General features: G+C 43.8%; 17 protein-coding genes. 10 read left to right on the plus strand and 7 right to left on the minus strand.

The genetic code is table 11. The annotated features are described in order from the left end of the window. Positions 1 to 8 precede the first annotated feature (8 nt). The 3 genes from K7G75_RS09485 to K7G75_RS09495 all read left to right on the plus strand — a co-directional run bounded on the left by K7G75_RS09485 (position 9) and on the right by K7G75_RS09495 (position 5,645). Complete coding sequence (locus K7G75_RS09485; protein ID WP_222984011.1) at positions 9 to 1,355, plus strand: M24 family metallopeptidase; 1,347 nt, start codon at positions 9 to 11, stop codon at positions 1,353 to 1,355. A 159-nt stretch (positions 1,356 to 1,514) separates the two neighbouring features. Beyond that, the gene (locus K7G75_RS09490) at positions 1,515 to 3,677 is read left to right on the plus strand and encodes a TonB-dependent receptor plug domain-containing protein (protein WP_222984012.1); all 2,163 of its coding nucleotides are present in this window, start codon (positions 1,515 to 1,517) and stop codon (positions 3,675 to 3,677) included. Between the two features lie 171 nt (positions 3,678 to 3,848). After that, on the plus strand, positions 3,849 to 5,645 hold the full coding sequence (locus tag K7G75_RS09495; RefSeq protein ID WP_222984013.1) for a carboxypeptidase-like regulatory domain-containing protein: 1,797 nt from the start codon (positions 3,849 to 3,851) through the stop codon (positions 5,643 to 5,645). Between the two features lie 13 nt (positions 5,646 to 5,658). On the opposite strand, the gene K7G75_RS09500 is transcribed toward K7G75_RS09495, so the two are convergent. Further along, a complete protein-coding gene (locus tag K7G75_RS09500) occupies positions 5,659 to 7,287 on the minus strand; it encodes an acyl-CoA carboxylase subunit beta (protein WP_222984014.1) in 1,629 nt (542 codons plus the stop codon). Between the two features lie 67 nt (positions 7,288 to 7,354). On the opposite strand from K7G75_RS09500, the gene K7G75_RS09505 reads away from it, so the two are divergent. From K7G75_RS09505 to ettA, 3 genes are all read left to right on the plus strand, one after another. After that, positions 7,355 to 8,335 (plus strand): Gfo/Idh/MocA family protein, encoded by a 981-nt coding sequence (locus K7G75_RS09505; protein ID WP_222984015.1) that lies wholly within the window; start codon positions 7,355 to 7,357, stop codon positions 8,333 to 8,335. Between the two features lie 74 nt (positions 8,336 to 8,409). Further along, positions 8,410 to 8,586, plus strand: a complete 177-nt coding sequence (locus K7G75_RS09510) for a CAL67264 family membrane protein (RefSeq protein WP_166522517.1) — start codon at positions 8,410 to 8,412, stop codon at positions 8,584 to 8,586. 26 nt (positions 8,587 to 8,612) lie between these two features. Next, complete coding sequence (gene ettA / locus K7G75_RS09515; RefSeq protein ID WP_222984016.1) at positions 8,613 to 10,304, plus strand: energy-dependent translational throttle protein EttA; 1,692 nt, start codon at positions 8,613 to 8,615, stop codon at positions 10,302 to 10,304. A gap of 12 nt (positions 10,305 to 10,316) precedes the next feature. On the opposite strand, the gene K7G75_RS09520 is transcribed toward ettA, so the two are convergent. Both K7G75_RS09520 and K7G75_RS09525 read right to left on the minus strand, forming a co-directional pair. Beyond that, entirely contained in the window at positions 10,317 to 11,009 is a 693-nt protein-coding gene (locus tag K7G75_RS09520; protein ID WP_222984017.1) for a hypothetical protein, read from the minus strand. 66 nt (positions 11,010 to 11,075) lie between these two features. Then, complete coding sequence (locus K7G75_RS09525; protein ID WP_222984018.1) at positions 11,076 to 11,867, minus strand: MBL fold metallo-hydrolase; 792 nt, start codon at positions 11,865 to 11,867, stop codon at positions 11,076 to 11,078. 164 nt (positions 11,868 to 12,031) lie between these two features. Here K7G75_RS09525 and K7G75_RS09530 point away from each other — a divergent pair, with 164 nt between their 5' ends. Continuing rightward, positions 12,032 to 12,919: a hypothetical protein gene (locus K7G75_RS09530; RefSeq protein ID WP_222984019.1), complete on the plus strand. Its 888-nt coding sequence runs from the start codon at positions 12,032 to 12,034 to the stop codon at positions 12,917 to 12,919. Between the two features lie 82 nt (positions 12,920 to 13,001). Here the strand turns inward: K7G75_RS09530 and fumC are convergent, their stop codons facing one another. Beyond that, positions 13,002 to 14,399 carry a class II fumarate hydratase gene (fumC, locus tag K7G75_RS09535; protein WP_222984020.1) on the minus strand — a complete coding sequence of 466 codons (1,398 nt, stop codon included), beginning with the start codon at positions 14,397 to 14,399 and terminating at the stop codon, positions 13,002 to 13,004. 139 nt (positions 14,400 to 14,538) lie between these two features. Between fumC and K7G75_RS09540 the strand changes: the two genes are divergently transcribed. Then, positions 14,539 to 14,712: a hypothetical protein gene (locus K7G75_RS09540; protein ID WP_222984021.1), complete on the plus strand. Its 174-nt coding sequence runs from the start codon at positions 14,539 to 14,541 to the stop codon at positions 14,710 to 14,712. Positions 14,713 to 14,743: 31 nt separating this feature from the next. On the opposite strand, the gene K7G75_RS09545 is transcribed toward K7G75_RS09540, so the two are convergent. The 3 genes from K7G75_RS09545 to prfB form a co-directional block, all read right to left on the minus strand. Next, a complete protein-coding gene (locus K7G75_RS09545) occupies positions 14,744 to 15,235 on the minus strand; it encodes a hypothetical protein (protein WP_262420312.1) in 492 nt (163 codons plus the stop codon). Positions 15,236 to 15,328: 93 nt separating this feature from the next. Continuing rightward, positions 15,329 to 15,670 carry an arsenate reductase (glutaredoxin) gene (gene arsC / locus K7G75_RS09550; RefSeq protein ID WP_222984022.1) on the minus strand — a complete coding sequence of 114 codons (342 nt, stop codon included), beginning with the start codon at positions 15,668 to 15,670 and terminating at the stop codon, positions 15,329 to 15,331. Positions 15,671 to 15,680: 10 nt separating this feature from the next. Then, a protein-coding gene (gene prfB, locus K7G75_RS09555; RefSeq protein WP_222984023.1) for a peptide chain release factor 2 occupies positions 15,681 to 16,779 on the minus strand; the annotation gives its coding sequence in 2 pieces (ribosomal slippage) (positions 15,681 to 16,715 and positions 16,717 to 16,779; 1,098 coding nt in all). An 83-nt stretch (positions 16,780 to 16,862) separates the two neighbouring features. Here prfB and K7G75_RS09560 point away from each other — a divergent pair. Together K7G75_RS09560 and K7G75_RS09565 are read left to right on the plus strand one after the other, a co-directional pair. Then, positions 16,863 to 19,265: a zinc-dependent metalloprotease gene (locus K7G75_RS09560; protein ID WP_222984024.1), complete on the plus strand. Its 2,403-nt coding sequence runs from the start codon at positions 16,863 to 16,865 to the stop codon at positions 19,263 to 19,265. 46 nt (positions 19,266 to 19,311) lie between these two features. Beyond that, positions 19,312 to 20,184, plus strand: coding sequence for a glycoside hydrolase family 16 protein (locus K7G75_RS09565; protein WP_222984025.1), 873 nt, complete (start codon positions 19,312 to 19,314; stop codon positions 20,182 to 20,184). Positions 20,185 to 20,238 lie beyond the last annotated feature (54 nt).

Here is a 20,238-nt window from a genome sequence, read left to right on the forward strand (position 1 = left end):
CATATCCGATGAAAAAACTCATATTGACGCTCCTTTTAGTGGTATCCCATAATGCTTTTTCGCAACAAATCTTACCGGAATCCGAACGAGCACGGGTGGTGGATGAAATTCTTGAAGAACGTTTCAATTTGCTGCTTCCACAGCTCATGGATGATACGGGCATCGACTTGTGGGTGGTCATATCCAGGGAATACAACGAAGACCCTGTGTTGAAGACCATGTTGCCCGCAACATGGCTTAACGCCCGCAGAAGGACGATTCTCGTTTTTTATAGGGACAAGGAGAAAAAAATCATAGATAAACTGGCGGTGGCCCGATACAACGTTGGAAAAAGCATTGTCTCGGCCTGGGACAAGGAAAAGGAACCCAATAAATGGAAACGTCTTATGGAGTTGATTGAAGAGCGAGATCCAAAAAAAATAGGACTCAATTTTTCCAAGGACCACAACATCGCAGATGGATTGGACAAGACGGATTATGACGAATTTATGGCCAATCTTCCCAAAAAATATCATTCAAAGGTCATGTCCGCCGAGCAATTGGCTGTGCGATGGATTGAAACCAGAACACCAAGGGAAATGACCATTTACAGCCAATTGGTCGATATCACGCACGATATAATTGCCGAAGCTTTTTCCGAGAAAGTGATAACCCCTGGAATAACCACGACCACTGAAGTGGAGTGGTGGATGCGTCAAAAAGTCACCGATTTGGGCCTTGAAACCTGGTTTCATCCCACCGTGGATATCCAAAGGAGCAGTGGAGAATTGGTGGGACATCTGTACTCGTTCTCTGGAAGACCGGACAATATGGTCATTCAACCAGGGGATTTGCTGCATTGCGATTTTGGCATAACGTATTTAAGGCTGAACACGGATTGCCAGGAGTTGGCTTATGTGTTGAAGCCGGAAGAAACCAAGGCACCGGATTTTTTGATAAATGCGTTAAAGGATGGCAATAGGGTGCAGGATTTCTTGACCAAAAACATGATTGAGGGGCGAACGGGGAATCAAATTTTAGCGCAGGCCCTAAAAGAAGGAAGGGAAGCAGGGTTGCACCCTGCCATATATACGCATCCCTTGGGCTCCTATGGCCATTCTGCGGGCACTACCATTGGCATGTGGGATTCCCAGGGAGGGGTAATGAAAGATGACGGGGAGAACTATCCATTGAATCCGAACACCGTGTATGCCATAGAATTGAACACCACGGTAAACATTCCTGAATGGAAACGGGACATTCGCATTATGCTGGAAGAGGCCGGTTTTTTTGGCGAAGAAGGATTTCGATATGTCAATGGAAGACAAACGGAACTGATGTTGATACCCAGACCCAAACAACAGCTTTCAAACTAGCTGCTTATTAAGGTTGGGAAGACGCTCACAAATCCTTAAAAAAATCATAAATGCGTCAAAAATAGTACAGAAAACCTTAGCTTAAAGAGCAATTAATCAATGCCAATCCAAACAATGTTTTAATGGTATGTGCTCTGGCTCCTCAATACTTTTATTGCTATGAAATCTAAGTTATTATTTGTTTTGCTGTTCTTTTCAATTTTAGCATTCTCACAGCACAAGAAACTGGTTACCATTTGTTGGGATGTTTCCCTTTCCATGCAGGATCGGGATACCTTTAGGGAATTCTATTTTTTGGATGCCTATTTCCAGACCGTAAAAGAAGCCGAGGTCACACTCCTTACGTTTAGTGATAAAGTGTTATCCAAAGATGTTTTTACAATTTCAAATGGAAACTGGGATGGTTTGAAGCAAAAACTTTCCGCTCATTTTCACGATGGAGCCACATCGTACAAAAATTTGGGGGAATATGCTGGACAAGACGAGGTGCTGCTCTTTACCGATGGCCGTCAAAATATGTATTCGGGCTCCCCACAATTTAAAGGTGAACTCTTCATCATCAACGGCAAAAAGGATTTTGACAGGGCCAATCTAAACCTTTTGGCCATTATGAATAATGGAAATTTGGTCAATCTTCCAGAAAGAAAAGACGTGGAGGAAAAGGATAATGATCTAAACCAGTATTCTGGGGTTGTTTACAGTGGGACCACCGGAGTTTCAAACACTTTGGTATACATAAAGGGTGATGTCCAAAACCAGGTTTACACTAACGATCAAGGGGCATTCAACATCAATGGGGTTATTGGTGACACTTTGGTTGTTTCCAAAGATGGGAGGGCCGCGGAGTTTCCCTTGGAAGAAAATCGAAACCTCGTATTTTCTTTTGAAGAAACTGAAATACAGCTGCAAGAAATCGTTTTAAAGGGAGAGGCCATTGAAAAACCTAGCGAGAACTTCGCTACCACGGGCTTTGGAAAAGAAAACAAGGATAAAATAGGTTATGCGGTCCAATCGATAACCGAAGATGATATTTCGGATATATCGTACACTGTAAATAATGCGGTGCAAGGTAAGTTTTCCGGAGTTCGATTAGGGCAAAATGATGATTTGAGCCAAGTGATCATGAGACCTAGTAATTCCATATTGGGAAACAATTATGGACTAATTGTAGTTGATGGAGTTCCCATTGAAAGGTCTAATTCATTTTCAGGAAAAATTTCAGACACTGATTTCATTGACCCGCAAAACATTGCGGAAGTCACAGTGTTGAAAGGTCTTTCCGCTACCAATCGTTTTGGCAGTCTTGGCGCCAATGGGGTACTACTAATAACTACCAAAACAGCCACGGTTTCTGGTTCTTCTAGTGAAGGAAAGGATTTAGCAAGATTGAAGAACAATATATATGATGGAAAGGTCCAGGTAAACAACAAAACATTGGTTACACCGTACCTGAGGGAACTAAAAAAAGGTAAGACACTTCAAGAAGCCTATGATATTTACCTATCCCAGCGGAAGAATTACCTAGAAAACACCGAATATTTGTTGGATGTCTTCGAGTTCTTCCATGCCTCCAGCCCTGACATTGGGGAAAGAATCGTATCGAACATTTTAGAAAAGGACAATCCCAATTATGAAGAGTTGAGCGGGATGTTCTTGAAATGCTCAGAAAAGGGCAGTCATGAATTGGCCCTATTGGCAGCGCAGCGAAAATTGGAGCTGTTTCCCAATAAAATACAATCGTATTATGATGTGGCCCTTGCCGAAGGGAATAACGGCCATTATCAGGAGGCCCTAAACACGTTAAATGCGATGATCACAGGAGAAGCGAACCCCAAAGTGGATTTTAGCAGGAACGAAAAACTTATTGGAACGGAAATACGTAATTTAATTAATAGAGAACGAAGCCAATTGGACGTCTCAAAAGTAAACCCAAGTTATTATAACAACCTTACTTATAATACCCGAGTGGTCCTGGACTGGAACAATCCTGATGCGGAATTTGTGGTCCAGTTCGTTAATCCCCAGAAGCGATTTTTCAATTGGGAGCATACGGAAATGGTTGATAGAAGTGGGATAATTGATGAAATTCGTCAAGGATTCTTCAATGAACAGTTCGAAATTGTGGGCGCAGAGACTAAAGGGGATTGGCTATTGAATGTTACCTATATGGGCAACCGAAATCCCAGCAAGCAAGCGCCGACATTTTTGAAATGCAGGGTTCAATACAACTTTGGAAAGCCCAATCAGCGAGAGGAGGAGTTCCTGGTGCGCCTTCAAGATGTTGGACAGGTGCAGGAACTGGCCAAATTTAAGGTGGACTGATTCTTTCCAAACAGGTTTCCCTTCATTATTCTTGACAAGGCAAACCTTACCTCAAAATTATATTAAGTAAAATTTGGGAAAATAAAATTGGCGATTTGCTGCCATTTCTATAACTTAATGGTTATAAGTGTTTCACTTTCAACATTTTGTTGTTAAATAAATGGTATTGCTATGAAAAATTTCCTTACTCTTCTCATCCTTTTCGCATTTGTTGCCCAAGCCCATTCACAAAATGGTACTCGAACGGTTACCGGAACCGTTTCTGACGATGATGAACCTTTGACCGGCGTAAGCGTGCAGGTATTGGATAAGGATGTTAAAACAAGCAGCCAGAAAGATGGCCGGTATCAGGTTCCCGTGGAGACCGGTGATATAATCGCATATACGGCACGGGGTATGGAAACCCTGAAAATAAAGGTAGAAGATGTTACAAGAGTTTTAAACGTTGACCTTTCCCCAAAAGTAAAGCAGTTACAAAACGTCACGGTTACCGAGGTTGATAAAAAGGCAGAATCTGTAATGGATCAGGTCAAATTGAGAAAACAGAAGAAAAAGATTCTCACGGCTTTTGGAACCTTGGACAAATCCAGAGCGGGTTATGCAATTCGAATTTTGGACCAAGAAGATTTTCTTCCTGGCGAATACAATCTCGTCAACTTACTGCGGGGCCGTTTTCCAAACTTGAACTTCGGTTTTGCCATGCCTTTTACAAGAGGTAGGGGAAGAGGACCACAAGGCACCCCGTTTACCGGTTCAAACAACATAAATTCTGTTTTTTTAAGGGGCAATGTACCCGTGGTCTATGATATCGACGGTCAAATTTTCACCGATTTTCCCTATTTCTTGGACGTACAAAACATTGAGCGTATTGCATTGATTCCATCCCTGACTGGCACTGTGCGTTATGGAACATTGGGCAAAGGGGGAGTGATTGTGATCAATACAAAGACTGCCAGTGGAAATTGGTATGATGAAAATGACACCTATGATGAAATGGGCAGACTGCGCAACAACATCTATGATGGCACCGCCCTAACCGAGAATGATCTAAATCAAGGGGCGCCAACATATTTAAAACAGTTGCAAGCCAGTACATCCTTGAGTGAGGCCAAAAATATTTATGAAACGAATATGGCAAAATATGCAACTTCTCCATTCTTTACCTTGGATGCATATCGATATTTTTATGAATCAAGAAACGAAAACGATTTTGCGGACGACATCATCGAAAGGAAATATGGGCTCTTCAAAAACAATGCAGTACACCTTAAAGCATTGGCCTATATGTATGAGGCCCAAGGCCGTTATGAAAAAGCCTACGAGGCATATAAACAAGCCTTTATCCTGAGACCGCAATACGCCCAATCCTATCTGGATCTTTCCAACAGCAACCGAAACTTAAATAAGGATAAAAGAGCTGCCGTGTTGTACTCCCGATATTTCTATTTGTTGAAAAAGGGAATGATGGAAACAGATTCTGCGGGCTTTTCAAAAATTATAAATAGGGAGTTCAACAATCTCTTGGCCTTGAAAAAGGCTGAAATGCTCAATAAGGATAAAATAGGAAAAATTAAAGTGGACAATGAAGATTTTGAGGGAACCCGTTTGGTTTTTGAATGGAATGATGGCGAAGCAGAGTTTGATCTACAGTTTGTGAGTCCCAAAAATCAGTTTTACACCTGGGAGCATACCCTGGCAGAAAACAAGGCTACAATTATGCAAGAAAAAGAAATGGGGTATTCCTGCGCAGAATTTCTAATTGATGATTACTTGCCCGGCAATTGGAAGATCAACATTAATTATATGGGCAACAAAAGCTTGACCCCCACCTACCTAAAGGCAACAATTTACCACGATTATGGTTCCAAAATGCAGCGAAAGGAGACCAAAGTATTCAAGTTGGATATTAAAAATGTAAACAGGGAGCTGTTTCAGCTTAATAAAACAGCCGCAGTTGCTTTAAGATAGTCTTGGAAAGGCTTCACACCTGAAGCACACCCATATTGAATTTTTTCTCAATGGGCGCATGGTTTGCCGATGCTATTCCCAGTGAAATCCATTTTCGGGTTTCCAGGGGATCTATGATGGCATCTGTCCATAGTCTGGCAGCTGCATAATAGGGTGAAATTTGATTGTCGTACCGTTGTTTTATCTTATCGAACAGCGCCTTTTCCGTTTCGGTGTCCAAGGGTTTTCCTTTTCCTTCCAACGATGCCTTTTCAATTTGCAATAAAACCTTGGCAGCAGAGTTTCCGCTCATAACCGCAAGTTCTGCACTGGGCCATGCCACTATCAATCTTGGATCGTAAGCCTTGCCACACATGGCATAATTTCCGGCACCATAGCTGTTGCCAATTACAATGGTAAACTTGGGGACCACTGAGTTACTAACGGCATTGACCATTTTGGCACCATCCTTTATGATACCGCCATGTTCGCTTTTGCTGCCCACCATGAAACCAGTGACATCCTGAAGGAAAACCAGGGGAATTTTCTTCTGGTTGCAATTGGCGATAAATCGTGTTGCTTTATCCGCAGATTCCGAATAAATGACGCCCCCAAACCGCATTTCCCCCTTTTTTGTTTTCACCACTTTACGCTGGTTGGCCACAATCCCGACCGCCCAGCCGTCAATCCTGGCATATCCCGTAAGCAAGGTTTTTCCATAACCTTCCTTATACTGTTCAAATTCCGACTTGTCCACCAACCTCTTTATGATTTCGAGCATATCATACTGATCGGCCCGTGAAGCGGGCAAAATGCCATATATGTCTTCGGGGTTCTCAACGGGTTCTTCCGATACAATTCGATTAAAACCCGCTTTTTCAAAATGCCCCATTTTGTTAACGATGCTCTTAATCTTGTCCAACGCATCCCTGTCATCCTTAGCCTTGTAGTCGGTAACACCACTGATTTCAGAATGGGTAGTTGCCCCGCCCAGGGTCTCGTTGTCAATGGTCTCACCGATGGCCGCTTTAACCAGATAACTGCCTGCCAAAAAGATGCTACCCGTCTTCTCTACGATCAAGGCCTCATCACTCATGATAGGAAGGTAAGCACCCCCTGCAACACAGCTTCCCATAACCGCGGCTATTTGGGTGATGCCCATGCTACTCATTACGGCATTGTTCCTAAAAATTCGGCCAAAGTGCTCCTTGTCCGGAAAGATTTCATCCTGCATTGGTAAATAAACGCCCGCACTGTCCACTAAATAAATGATGGGCAACTTGTTTTCGATGGCAATCTCCTGCGCCCTAAGGTTCTTTTTTCCGGTGATGGGGAACCAGGCACCGGCTTTTACCGTGGCATCGTTGGCCACAACCACACACAGTCTTCCTTGCACATGGCCAATAATGACTACAACGCCACCAGAGGGACACCCTCCGTGTTCCACGTACATTCCTTCGCCCGCAAAGGCACCGATTTCAATAAATTCCGAGCTGTCATCCAATAGATATGCTATCCGCTCACGAGCGGTCATCTTGCCTTTGGCATGGTGTTTTTCAATCCGGGTTTTACCACCTCCCAATCTCACTCTTGACAGGTTTTTCCGTAGCTCGGAGAGCTTCAACTTATTATGGTCCTCGTTTTTGTTGAAATTAATATCCATACTGAATTGCCCAATTACTTACAGTTGGCTAAAGATAAGGAGTTATAATCATTACTTTTGATTTAATATGGATGCAAAGATCAACTGGGGGATAGTCGGTCCCGGAAACATTGCCACCAAGTTTGTGGAGAATTTAAAGCTCTTCAATGATGCAAATATCATGGGGGTCGCTTCCAGGTCGTTGGCAAAGGCGCAAGAGTTCTCAAAGCTCCATCATATTCCACATGCATTTGGAAGCTATGGGGAACTTTTTTCCAACGATGCCGTGGATGTGGTCTACATCGCTACACCCCATAGGTTTCACAAAGAACTGGCAATACAGGCCATGGAGGCAGGCAAACATGTGCTGTGCGAGAAGCCCCTGGGGGTGAATCGGAAAGAAGTGGAGCAGCTCGTGGAATCTGCCCGCAAGAACAACGTTTTTTTGATGGAAGCCCTTTGGTCCCGCTTCAATCCCTCCATTAGGGCGGCCAAACAACACATAGATGAAGGAATGATTGGCGAAATAACCTATTTAAACGCCGATTTTGCCTTCTACGCACTGGATCGTGATGAACAATCCCGACTGTTCAACCCCGAATTGGCTTCCGGTTCGCTGTTGGATATTGGTATTTATCCCATTTTTTTGGCTTACCTGCTTTTGGGAAAACCGGATGATATCCATGCGGTCTCAAGCTTTCATCCCAATGGTACGGAACTACAGACTTCCATGATTTTTACCTATCCCAAATCCCAGGCCGTTCTGTTCAGTGGATTTACCTGCAATTCCCAAATGAAAGCAGGAATTTTTGGAACGGATGGTGAACTTTACATTCACCCCAGATGGCATCAGGCCCAGGAGTTCTCTGTGGTGAAGAATGGTAAAGAGGAACTATATAAACATCCTTTGCAGGGCAATGGACTTTTCTATGAAATTGAAGAGGTACACAAGTGTCTGAAAGAGCACAAAACGGAAAGCAGCCTTTGGACCCATCAAAACAGTCTGGATTTGGTGGATTTGTTGGATACCGTTCGAAGGAAAAGCGGCATTGTATTCCCTTTTGAGTGATTAAACCTGCTCGGGCTATCGGATTATTTCATTTTTTACGATATTTGGGCTTCTTCTGAATTATAACTATGGGAATGAACAAAAACACCGTGCTCGCATGGGCCACTTGGATAATGATATTTGTTGGAATGGGAATGATCGCTTTGGGCGCATTCAAGTATGATGAAGTGGCCGGATATGGTTTTGGAGCCGTCGGAATTGGCTTTTTTGCCGTTGCCTGGGTTTTCAACGCATTAAAAGGAAGGGTATAGGCTCCTTTAACTAAATTTTCAATTACATGTCAGACGATAAAAAGGTCATTTTTTCAATGTCCGGGGTCACCAAGACCTATAAGACAGCGAACACACCGGTTCTAAAGGGTATCTATCTCAGCTTCTTTTATGGTGCAAAGATTGGCATTCTGGGATTGAATGGTTCCGGAAAGTCCACCTTGCTGAAAATTATTGCCGGGGTGGATAAGAATTTTCAGGGAGATGTGGTCTTTTCTCCAGGCTATACCGTCGGTTATTTAGAGCAGGAACCCCAATTGGATGACAACAAGACCGTTCTAGAGGTGGTGAGGGAAGGCGTGGCGGAAACTGTTGCCATTTTGGACGAATACAATAAGATCAACGATATGTTTGGTCTTCCCGAGGTCTATGAGGATGCCGATAAGATGCAAAAGCTAATGGACAGGCAGGCCGTTTTGCAGGATGAGATTGATGCCGCGAATGCCTGGGAGCTTGATACCAAGCTTGAAATAGCGATGGATGCGCTTCGAACTCCCGAGCCTGATAAAAAGATTGGGGTGCTTTCCGGGGGAGAACGCAGAAGGGTGGCCCTTTGCCGTTTGTTGTTGAAGGAACCTGACGTGCTTTTGCTCGACGAGCCCACCAACCACCTTGATGCCGAATCGGTTCATTGGTTGGAACATCACTTGGCACAATATAAGGGTACCGTCATTGCAGTAACCCACGACCGTTATTTCCTGGACAATGTGGCCGGGTGGATCCTGGAACTTGATAGAGGCGAAGGCATTCCCTGGAAGGGCAATTATTCCAGTTGGTTGGATCAGAAAGCCAAACGACTGGCCGTTGAAAGCAAACAGGCTTCAAAAAGACAAAAGACCCTCGAGCGTGAGTTGGAGTGGGTACGACAAGGTGCGAAGGGAAGACAGGCAAAACAGAAGGCACGTTTAAACAGTTATGATCGACTTTTGAGCCAAGATCAAAAACAGTTGGAAGAAAAACTGGAAATCTATATACCCAATGGTCCAAGACTTGGCGCCAATGTTATTGAGGCCAAAGGGGTGAGCAAGGCCTATGGGGACAAACTCTTATATGAAGATCTCAACTTCAATTTGCCGCAGGCAGGGATTGTGGGCGTTATCGGACCCAATGGGGCTGGCAAGACCACCATTTTTAGAATGATCATGGGCGAGGAAACCCCGGATAAGGGTGAGTTCGTTGTTGGGGAAACGGCCAAGATTGCCTATGTGGACCAGAGTCATTCCAATATAGATTCCAATAAAAGTATTTGGGAAAACTTCAGCGGGGGTCAGGAATTGGTGATGATGGGCGGGAGACAGGTCAACTCAAGGGCCTACCTGAGCCGGTTCAATTTCTCGGGAAGCGAACAGAACAAAAAGGTGAACATGCTTTCTGGCGGCGAAAGAAACCGCTTGCATTTGGCCATGACGCTCAAGGAGGAGGGCAACGTGCTACTTTTGGACGAGCCTACCAACGATTTGGATGTAAACACCCTGCGGGCCTTGGAAGAAGGACTCGAAAATTTTGCGGGCTGCGCGGTCATCATTTCGCACGACAGGTGGTTCCTGGATAGGATATGCACCCATATTTTAGCCTTTGAAGGGGATTCACAGGTATACTTTTTTGAGGGCTCCTTTTCAGATTATGAAGAAAATAAAAAGAAACGCTTGGGAACAGATATTATGCCCAAGCGAATCAAGTATAAGAAACTTATCCGGTAGAACGTAGGAGCGTTATTTTTCTCCACCTAGTTCTTTCATTCCCTCTTCGAGAAGTTTTTTGGCTTTGTCCATGTAGACTTCCTGGTGTGCGGATAGGCTATTGGGGTCATTATTGTCTTCAATGGGAATACTCCCCATGCTTTTTGAAAGCGCCACCAGTTCCTTTATGGCCTTTTCGGCAGCGGATAGTTTTTCACTGGCATGTTTTTCAAAAACCCTGATCATTTCCATTTCCATTACATTTTCGGAGTCAACGGAATCATCTTCCTTGCCATGGGCCTGGTGTTCCAGCATCACTGTGTCACTATCTTCAACAGATTGGGGGTAGGACACTCCCATTGTGCAATTATCCAAAATGGTAATCAATTCGTTGATTTGCCCCATGGCCTTTTTGGTAAAGAATCGTCCAGCTTCCCAATCCACCGGTTCAAGGGCCTTATCCAAAGTCTCCATGGTATCCAGTGTTTTGTCCTTGGCTTTTTCACAACTACAGTCGTCCATGAACGGTTTTCCTTTTTCCAGAGCGGCCAATGCCCTTTCGGCATAATACATTTGATGCTCAAAGTTTGTCGCGGACAAGCCTTTTTTTGTATGGTTCAGGGCATAGGTGACCTTGGAGTAAAAACTGTCACATTGATTGGAGAAAGAAGCCTGCATGCCAAGAACGCACGCCAAGGCACATAACACACGTAATTTTGTATTCATTGGTCAAGTATTGATTTGGGGTCGATTATACTCTAAACGATCTAAACACCATAATATTTTAAATGGTCAAAAATCATCTTGGGGATACCAGTCCAATTTTACCACTTTTATATTGGAATCCCCTGAATTGACCAGTTGTTCAAATAGCCCTACATCACTGACTTCCGGCCGTCCTCGGTAATGGTAGGGGTAGACCTCCTTAGGCTTAAACTCCAATACGGCATCGGCAGCACTTTCAACAGTCATGGTATACGGCAGGTTCATGCAGACAAAAGCTTTGTCAATGTTTTGCAAGGCACGCATTTCGGGAATATCTTCCGTGTCGCCGGAAAAGTAAAGTCGCATACCATCGAGGTTAAGCACATACCCATTTCCTCTTCCCTTTGTATGAAAATCAAGGGCTTCCTCCCTTAAATTATACATGGGTATTGCCTCCACCATAATTTCATAGCGCTCTTTGGTCTCCCCATTGTTGAGCACATCAATTTGGGGAGCGAACTCATCCGGCATTCTATCCGCAACGGCCTGTGGCACCATAATCTTGGCCTTATGGGTATCAAGTTCTTGAAGTGTTTCCAAACTGAAATGGTCACCATGAATGTCCGTGACCAAGATCAAATCTGGAGGTTTTTGTCCCGAAAATGCAGTTCTACCTCCCACGGGGTCGACATAAATGACAACTCCGTTCCACTCCAAAACGGCTGTGGCATGCTGGATGGGTATTATTTTAATGTCATTTGAAGTGCTTGTCCCTGATTGGGAATCTGCCTTCAATGTAACTTCCTTTTCCTTTTTGGTTTCTTTACATGCTAACGCAAAAAGCAGTGACAAGGTGAAATAAACAGCAATTTTTTTCATGATCAGGTTTTTGGCATCCAATTAAAAATAGGGCAAAAAGGAATCCACATGAATTTTTCCAAGAAAATTTTGTTTTCAAAAATCCAAATTGGAATGGAATGCGTATATAAACCAAGTGAGATTGATTAATAACCCTTAACGAGAATCAATTAATTATTAAAGTTATGACTGAAACAAAAAGTAACAATGGATTAAAGGTAATAGCAGGACTACTTGGTGTAGTACTTCTTGGAACCATTATTTACACGGTAAGCCTTTACCAAGATAAGAAGAAGACCACTGAAGCTCTTCAAAGTGAAAAAGAAGTGGTTGTTGAAGACTTGAACAACTTGAAAGCCGAGTACGACAAAGCCATTTTGGAAAGCAATGCTACCAATGAAGAATTGGTTGCCGCCAGGGACAACATTGCAAAGTACATCGATTCTGTACAAAGCATGAAGGCCGATATCGCCACGCTTTCCCGATACAGAAGGCAAGTTAGCGTACTTAAGGAAGAAAGGGAGAAATTGTTGAAACAAGTTGACTCCTTGACACAATCCAACACCTTGTTGGCCATGCAAAGGGACAGCACGTTCGTAGAGTTGGAAAAACAAACTGTTTTCAACGATTCTTTGATTGTACAGAACACCCAATTGGCCGATGCTGTTGAAAGAGGTTCTGCACTTAGCCTTTCAAAATTTTCTGTGGATGCCGTAAAGGAGAGAAGCGGAGGAAAATTGGTTTCTACTTCCAGAGCTAAGGCCACTGATAAATTCAAGGTATGCTTCACTGTAGCGGATAACGTTATCGCTGAGGCTGGCGACAGGGAGTTTTATATTGAAGTATTGGATCCCCAAGGCAATGTTTTGGGTGACAGCTTCTCCAAATCCACTGAGGAAGGTGCATCCATTACCTATAGCAAGGAAACCAATTTCTACTATGAGAACAGTTCCTTGGACGTATGTGACTATATAAACAAACCTGCTTCTGAGTTTCCAAAAGGAAACTATATGGTAAACGTATATGACAGCAAGTTGAAATTGTTGGGCACCTCCAAGTTCATACTAAAATAATATACACTATCCATTATTTTAAGACAAAAGCCCGGTTCAATTAGGAACCGGGCTTTTCTTTTATCTTACTCTGAAGGAGCATTTATTTGATCTCTCCAACCATATCTTCAGGTTTTACCCACTCATCATATTCTTCAGGGGTAACATAGCCCAACTTTACCGCTTCCTCTTTCAATGTGGTACCATTGTTATGTGCGGCATTGGCAATCTCCGCAGCTTTGTAGTACCCTATTTTTGTGTTCAGGGCAGTCACCAACATCAAGGAATTGTTCAATAACCTTTTTATGACCTCGTGATTGGGTTCTATTCCCACAGCACAATTTTCATCAAAACTAACACAGGCATCACCGATAAGCTGGGCAGATTGTAATATGTTGGCCGCCATGACCGGCTTGAACACATTGAGTTCATAGTGTCCCTGGGTGCCACCAATGCTTATGGCCACATCGTTGCCCATAACCTGCGCACATACCATGGTCAAGGCTTCACATTGGGTCGGGTTTACCTTGCCGGGCATAATGGAACTTCCTGGTTCGTTGGCAGGGATTAAGATTTCTCCAATCCCCGAGCGTGGACCCGAGGCCATCATCCGGATATCATTGGCAATTTTATTCAGCGAAACGGCCAATTGTTTCAATGCACCATGACTTTCCACAATGGCATCATGCGAGGCCAATGCTTCAAATTTATTTTCTGCCGTTTTAAAGGGAAGCCCTGTGAATTCGGCAATATACTTGGCCACCAATACGTCATAACCTGCAGGGGTGTTCAGTCCAGTGCCCACTGCGGTTCCTCCCAGGGCAAGCTCGCTCAGGTGGTCCAGCGTATTGTTCAGGGCCTTCAAGCCATGATCCAATTGTGAGACATATCCCGAGAATTCCTGGCCCAAGGTCAGGGGAGTGGCATCCATCAAGTGGGTACGTCCAATTTTCACCACCTTTTGGAATTGCTTGGACTTTTTGGCCAAAGTATCACGTAGTTGTTTGACCCCGGGAATGGTAACCTCCACAATTTTCTTGTAAGCGGCAATATGCATTCCCGTGGGAAACGTATCGTTGGAAGATTGGCTTTTGTTCACATCATCGTTGGGTTGAATCGTCTTTTCACCTTCCCCAATTTTTTTACCGGCAAGTTCATGGGCCCTATTGGCAATCACCTCGTTAACGTTCATATTGCTCTGGGTACCCGAACCTGTTTGCCAAATGACCAAGGGGAATTGGTCATCGTGCTTGCCTGCCAATATCTCGTCACACACGTTGGCTATCAAATCCCTTTTTTCCACAGAAAGCACTCCGAGTTCGCAGTTGGTGTGGGCGGCCGCCTTTTTTAAGTAGGCAAAGCCATAAACCACTTCTAAGGGCATGGAAGCTGGAGCCCCTATTTTAAAATTGTTACGGGACCTTTCAGTTTGTGCACCCCAATATTTGTCCGATGGCACTTTAACCTCGCCCATGGTATCTTTTTCAATTCTAAAGCTCATAGTTCATATTTTATTGGTACAAATGTAGGGGTTAGGGCATTTATTTGGTAGCCTATCTTGGCAATTCCAATTTTTTGAATGGAGATTTGCTTTTTTTGTCCAAACTACGGTATCTTTGTTGGGACAAAAGAAAAGAACAATGTTCGAATTTGACCAATATTTAGGTTTTTTAGCTTTTTTGACCATCCTCACCATTGGGTTTTGGTTGATGATTTTCTTGTTGACCTTTGTGGTTCCTTATTGGTTGATAGGTAACCTTAGGGAAATGTTCAAGGAAAGAAGAGAGGCCAAACAGGCGGAACGTAATGCATAATCATAAAAAAAGAGGCTCATAGCCTCTTTTTTTAATCCTTGTTCTTTTTTTTCTTCTTTTTCTTTTTCGCTTTGAACTTATTTTCCTGTAGTTCCAAATACGCATCAAACTTTTCAGGGGGAAGCCCAGCTTTGATTTCCTCGTCCTGTCTTTTCTTTATTTTTTCCACTTCCTCTTGCATTTTAAGCGGCTCCAAGCCCAAAATTTCCAGTTCCATCCGCTGTTGAACAGATTTGACCAATGTTGTCCTTACAACAGCTTCTTCAAATGGGTCAAGTGCCAATTCTTCCGTAATGGATGGCATTTGCTCATCCACCAATTCTTCCGCAGTAAGAGGAGTGGTCTCCTCTGGAGCGCTTTGGGATTGTGGTATAATACTGCGCTGCCTGCCAAAACCAGCTCTTTGACCATAGGGATTTCCATATCCAAATTGCGCTACTAATTCATGGGTTGAGATTAACCCAACAAAGCATGAAAGTATGACAAGTGTCTTATATTTTTTCAAATTAGGGGTATCTATCATATATGTAAAGTTAGCAAAGTTTTGTCCCAAAGCCTCCGAAAGTGGACTAAAAGCATTCCGTTCGCCATCAAAGAGCAAAAACCCTACCAAGTTTCACAGCAGGGGCTTTATTTTTTCTGTAGGTCTTCCAATAACAGCCGTTTTATCCCTGATCACTATGGGTCTTTCGATTAGTTTTGGGTACTTGACCATGGCCCGAATGATTTCATCGTTCGAAAGTGATTTTCCTTTATAGTTTTCTTTCCAAATAGATTCACTTTTTCTAACCAAGGCCTCTGGTGCAATCTCCAAATATTGGATTATCGTTTTCAATTCCTCCTCGCTTGGCACATCATCAAGATAGTGGACCACTTCAAATTCATGCCCCGATTTTTGAAGTAATTCCAATCCTTCCCTTGACTTTCTGCATCTAGGGTTGTGATAGATTTTGATCATACTCTTTCTATTATTGCTCTTCCTTTTGCCCCATCATCATAAGGTAGGCCTTTAAAAATGCGCCAATTTCCCCATCCATAACGGCATCCACATTACCGGTTTCCTCCCCGGTGCGCACATCTTTCACCAATTTGTAAGGATGCATCACATAATTCCTTATCTGTGACCCCCATTCTATCTTCATCTTGGAAGATTCAATCTCAGCACGTGCTTCCTGTTTTTTTCTCAGCTCGATTTCGTACAATTGGGATTTCAACATCTTTAAGGCCGTGGCCCTGTTGTCGTGCTGGGAACGGGAATCACTGCATGAAATTTGGATACCGGTGGGTTTGTGCACCAATTGCACCTTGGTTTCCACCTTGTTTACGTTTTGCCCACCGGCACCACTGGACCGTGCCGTGGTAATCTCAATATCGGCTGGGTTAACCTCTATTTCGATGGTGTCATCCACCAATGGATAAACATAGACCGATGCAAAGGAAGTATGCCGTTTGGCATTGCTGTCGAATGGTGAAATCCTTACCAAACGGTGGACACCGTTCTCTCCCTTCAACCAACCAAAGGAATATTCGCCATCAATTTGCAGGGTAACCGTCTTTATTCCCGCTACATCACCTTCTTGGTAATTAAGCTCCTTTACCTTGTAGCCGTTTTTCTCGCTCCACATAATGTACATGCGCATGAGCATGGCAGCCCAATCACAGCTCTCGGTGCCTCCTGCCCCGGCGGTGATCTGTAGCACAGCGGTCAACTCATCGCCCTCATCAGAAAGCATGTTCTTGAACTCCATTTTTTCGATGGCAAGCAAAGCCCTGTCAAATTGTTGTTCAACTTCCTCTTGGCTCACTTCTCCCGCTTGATGGAATTCCATAAAAACCCCCAGGTCGCCCACCATGCTTTCTGCGTCATGGTAGTCCTGGACCCATTTTTTCTTGGATTTAAGGGCTTGCATCTTTTTTTGGGCCTCTTGCGGATTGTCCCAAAACCCCGGTGCCAACGTTTTTTCCTCTTCGTTCTCTATTTCAATCAATTTGGCATCTATGTCAAAGATACCTCCTTAACGCGCCAAGGCGTTCAATAAGATCTTTTTGTCGATCTGTGGTCACCATATAGTAGAATTTCAGGCAAAAATAAGCTTTCGCCCTAGTCAAGCAACGAAATTTATATAATTTTAGCTAGAACTATTCACAATATGAAAAACTACTTCCTTTTAGCATTTGCAGCTTTACTTGTAATCACCAACGCTTGGGCACAGGATTTTGAAAAAGTCAAGGATTTTCAAAAGTTCAATGGCTACTTTAATTTCTATTATGATGATAAGACCGACAAGATCTATTTGGAGGTGAACAACCTTGAACAGGAGTTTCTTTATGTTTATTCGCTCAGCAGTGGTATAGGAAGCAACGATATTGGTTTGGACCGTGGGCAGTTGGGCAATGAGCAGGTGGTCCATTTCAAGAAAGCGGGAAACAAACTGCTTCTTGTCCAACCCAATATGAAATATAGGGCCATTACCGAAAATGACCTGGAGCGCAAATCTGTGGAGCAGGCTTTTGCCAAATCGGTGCTCCATGGTTTCAAGATAGAGGAAAGTTCCAAAGGAAGCTATTTAATAGACATCACTGATTTTTTGATGCGTGACGCCCATGGGGTTTCCGACCGCTTGAAGGACACTAAACAGGGGACCTATGCATTGGATGCTTCAAAAAGTGCTTTAGCCTTTGAGCGGACCAAGGCTTTTCCAAAGAATGTGGAGTTTGATGTTACCCTTACTTTTAAGGGCAACCCCACTGGGGACTGGATACGCTCAGTAACGCCCAATCCAGATTTGGTAACCGTGGCGCAGCATCACTCGCTTATTGAGTTGCCTGACAACAATTACCAGAAGCGTGAATTTGACCCCCGTTGTGGTTCTTATCCATTTTCTTACTATGATTACGCCACACCCGTTCAGGAACCCATTTTGAAACAGTTTATCACCCGTCACCGCCTGGAAAAGAAAAACCCGAACGCAACAGTGAGCGAGGCTGTGGAGCCCATTGTTTACTATTTGGACAACGGAACCCCAGAACCGGTAAGGTCTGCCTTGTTGGAAGGAGGCAAATGGTGGAACCAAGCCTTTGAGTCCATTGGATACAAAGACGCCTTTCAATTGAAAATACTTCCCGATGATGCTGATCCGCTTGACGTACGCTACAATGTAATCCAATGGGTACACCGTTCCACTAGGGGATGGAGTTACGGTAGTAGCATTACCGACCCAAGGACAGGGGAAATAATAAAGGGACATGTAAGTTTGGGAAGCCTACGCATACGCCAGGATTTTATGATAGCCCAGGCCCTTATGAACAAGCCTTTTGCCGACCGGGACGATAACCACGGACCTATGCTGGAAATGGCTTTGGCCCGAATAAGACAATTATCGGCCCATGAAATAGGCCATACGTTGGGCTTTGCCCATAATTTTGCGGCCAGTACCAATGGCCGGGCATCCGTAATGGATTATCCCCATCCACAATTAACGTTGAATGGTGACCAAATAGATTTTGCCAATGCATATGACACCGGTATAGGGGAATGGGATAAAGTCACCGTGGCCTATTCCTACATGGACATGCCCGACGGTGCCGATGAGAAAGAGGTGCTTAAGGCCATTCTTAAAAAAGCACAGGATGATGGACTGCGCTATATCTCCGATCAGGATGCAAGGCCTAGGGGAGGCGCCCACGCCCTGGGACACCTATGGGACAATGGCAGGAATGCCAGTGAAGAACTTAACAGGGTTATGGAAATAAGAAAAGTGGCCATCGACAATTTTTCAATGGACAATATCCGATCTGGTGAAGCCAACTCAGTACTGGAAGATGTTTTCGTGCCGCTGTATTTCTTTCATCGATATCAAGCGGAGGCGACGGCAAAACTCATTGGGGGGCTGGACTATAATTATGCGGTAAAAGGAGATGGGCAACGGGTTGTGGAACCTATCAGCGTATCGAGCCAAGAAAAGGCCCTTGGAACTCTATTGCAGACGCTACAGGCCGACAAAATTGCCATTCCAAAGGAAAAATTGAACCTGTTTCCCCCAAGAGCCATTGGTTATCAAGGTACCAGAGAATCCTTTAAAGGAAGAACTGGGGTAAGTTTTGATGCGCTGTCCGCAGCGGAAACGGCAGCAGATATGACTTTGGGGCTGTTATTGCATCCTGAAAGGGCCTCTCGGCTCATACAGCAGAAAAGTGTGGACAAAAACCAGTTGGGTTTGGAACAAGTCCTTGAACAGGCCATAAAGGAGAGTTTTGGTTTGTCACATAAAGACGAATATTGGGATGAGGTACAGCAGACCATCAACTACAGGGTGCTCTACCATTTGATGAACCTTGCGGCACATACCGATGTGCATCCACAGGTCAATGCCATTGCCATGAAATCAATAAAGGATGTGAAGACACGTCTACTGAGCAATGGAAAAAGTCCTGTTTCGGTGGATATGGTGCGTAGGATAGACGATTATATCAAAAAGCCATCGGATTTCAAGGTAATTGAAGCCCCAAAAATTCCAGATGGATCACCCATTGGAATGGATTGTATGAACTAGATGGTACAAGCTCGGACAGGTAATCTATGAACTCTAGAAAACAATAATGAAACAGACGTTACTTTATTCCACCATCGGCATCGGGTTACTATTTATCTCCTATTCTGTTGTGAACGGGAATATGCAATCCAATGATAGCCCACATGAGGTTTTTCGTGTGGATCTTGATTCTGAATTCAATACATTGATATGGTCAGACGAGTTCAATGGCACAGGAGAAATCGATTCTGAAAAATGGTTTCACCAAACACAGCTGCCCCCGGGCGGAAGTTGGTGGGGTGGTTTAATACAACATTATACCAATCGAGAAGAAAACACGTATCTGAAGGATGGATACCTATATCTAAACGCCAAAAAAGAGAAATTCGAAGATCAAGGGGAAACCAAGTACTATACATCGGCAAGACTTAATTCCAAATTTGCCTTTACCTACGGAAAAGTGGCGGTTAGGGCCAAAATGCCCGAAGGAGTAGGTACTTGGCCAGCAATTTGGATGTTGAACAAGAATATTGATGAAGATGGGGCTTACTGGGATAACAAGGGCTTTGGAAAGGTGAAATGGCCCAAATGTGGGGAGATAGATATTCTTGAACATTGGGGAAAGAATCAGAATTATGTCTCAAGTGCCGTGCACAATGGGTCAAGCTACGGGTACAACGTCCAAAACCTTGGCGGTCAAAAAGTAACGGATGTTGCCAAGGAATTTCACATTTATACCCTTGAATGGACCGAAGATAAAATGACCTTTAGCGTCGATGGGGTTGAACATTTTCGATACAATCCAACCACAAAGAATTTGAGTACCTGGCCTTATGATTCTGATTACTACTTCATTTTCAACGTTGCAATAGAGCCGGATATTCATTCGGAATTTATTGAAAGTGCAATGGTGGTCGACTATATTAGGGTATATCAATAAGCCCATAGGATGATTCAAAAGGCACGAATGCCTAATTCAAACCTTGAATTTAAT

The organism is Flagellimonas meishanensis (assembly GCF_019880545.1).
GTDB classification, from domain to species: domain Bacteria; phylum Bacteroidota; class Bacteroidia; order Flavobacteriales; family Flavobacteriaceae; genus Flagellimonas; species Flagellimonas meishanensis.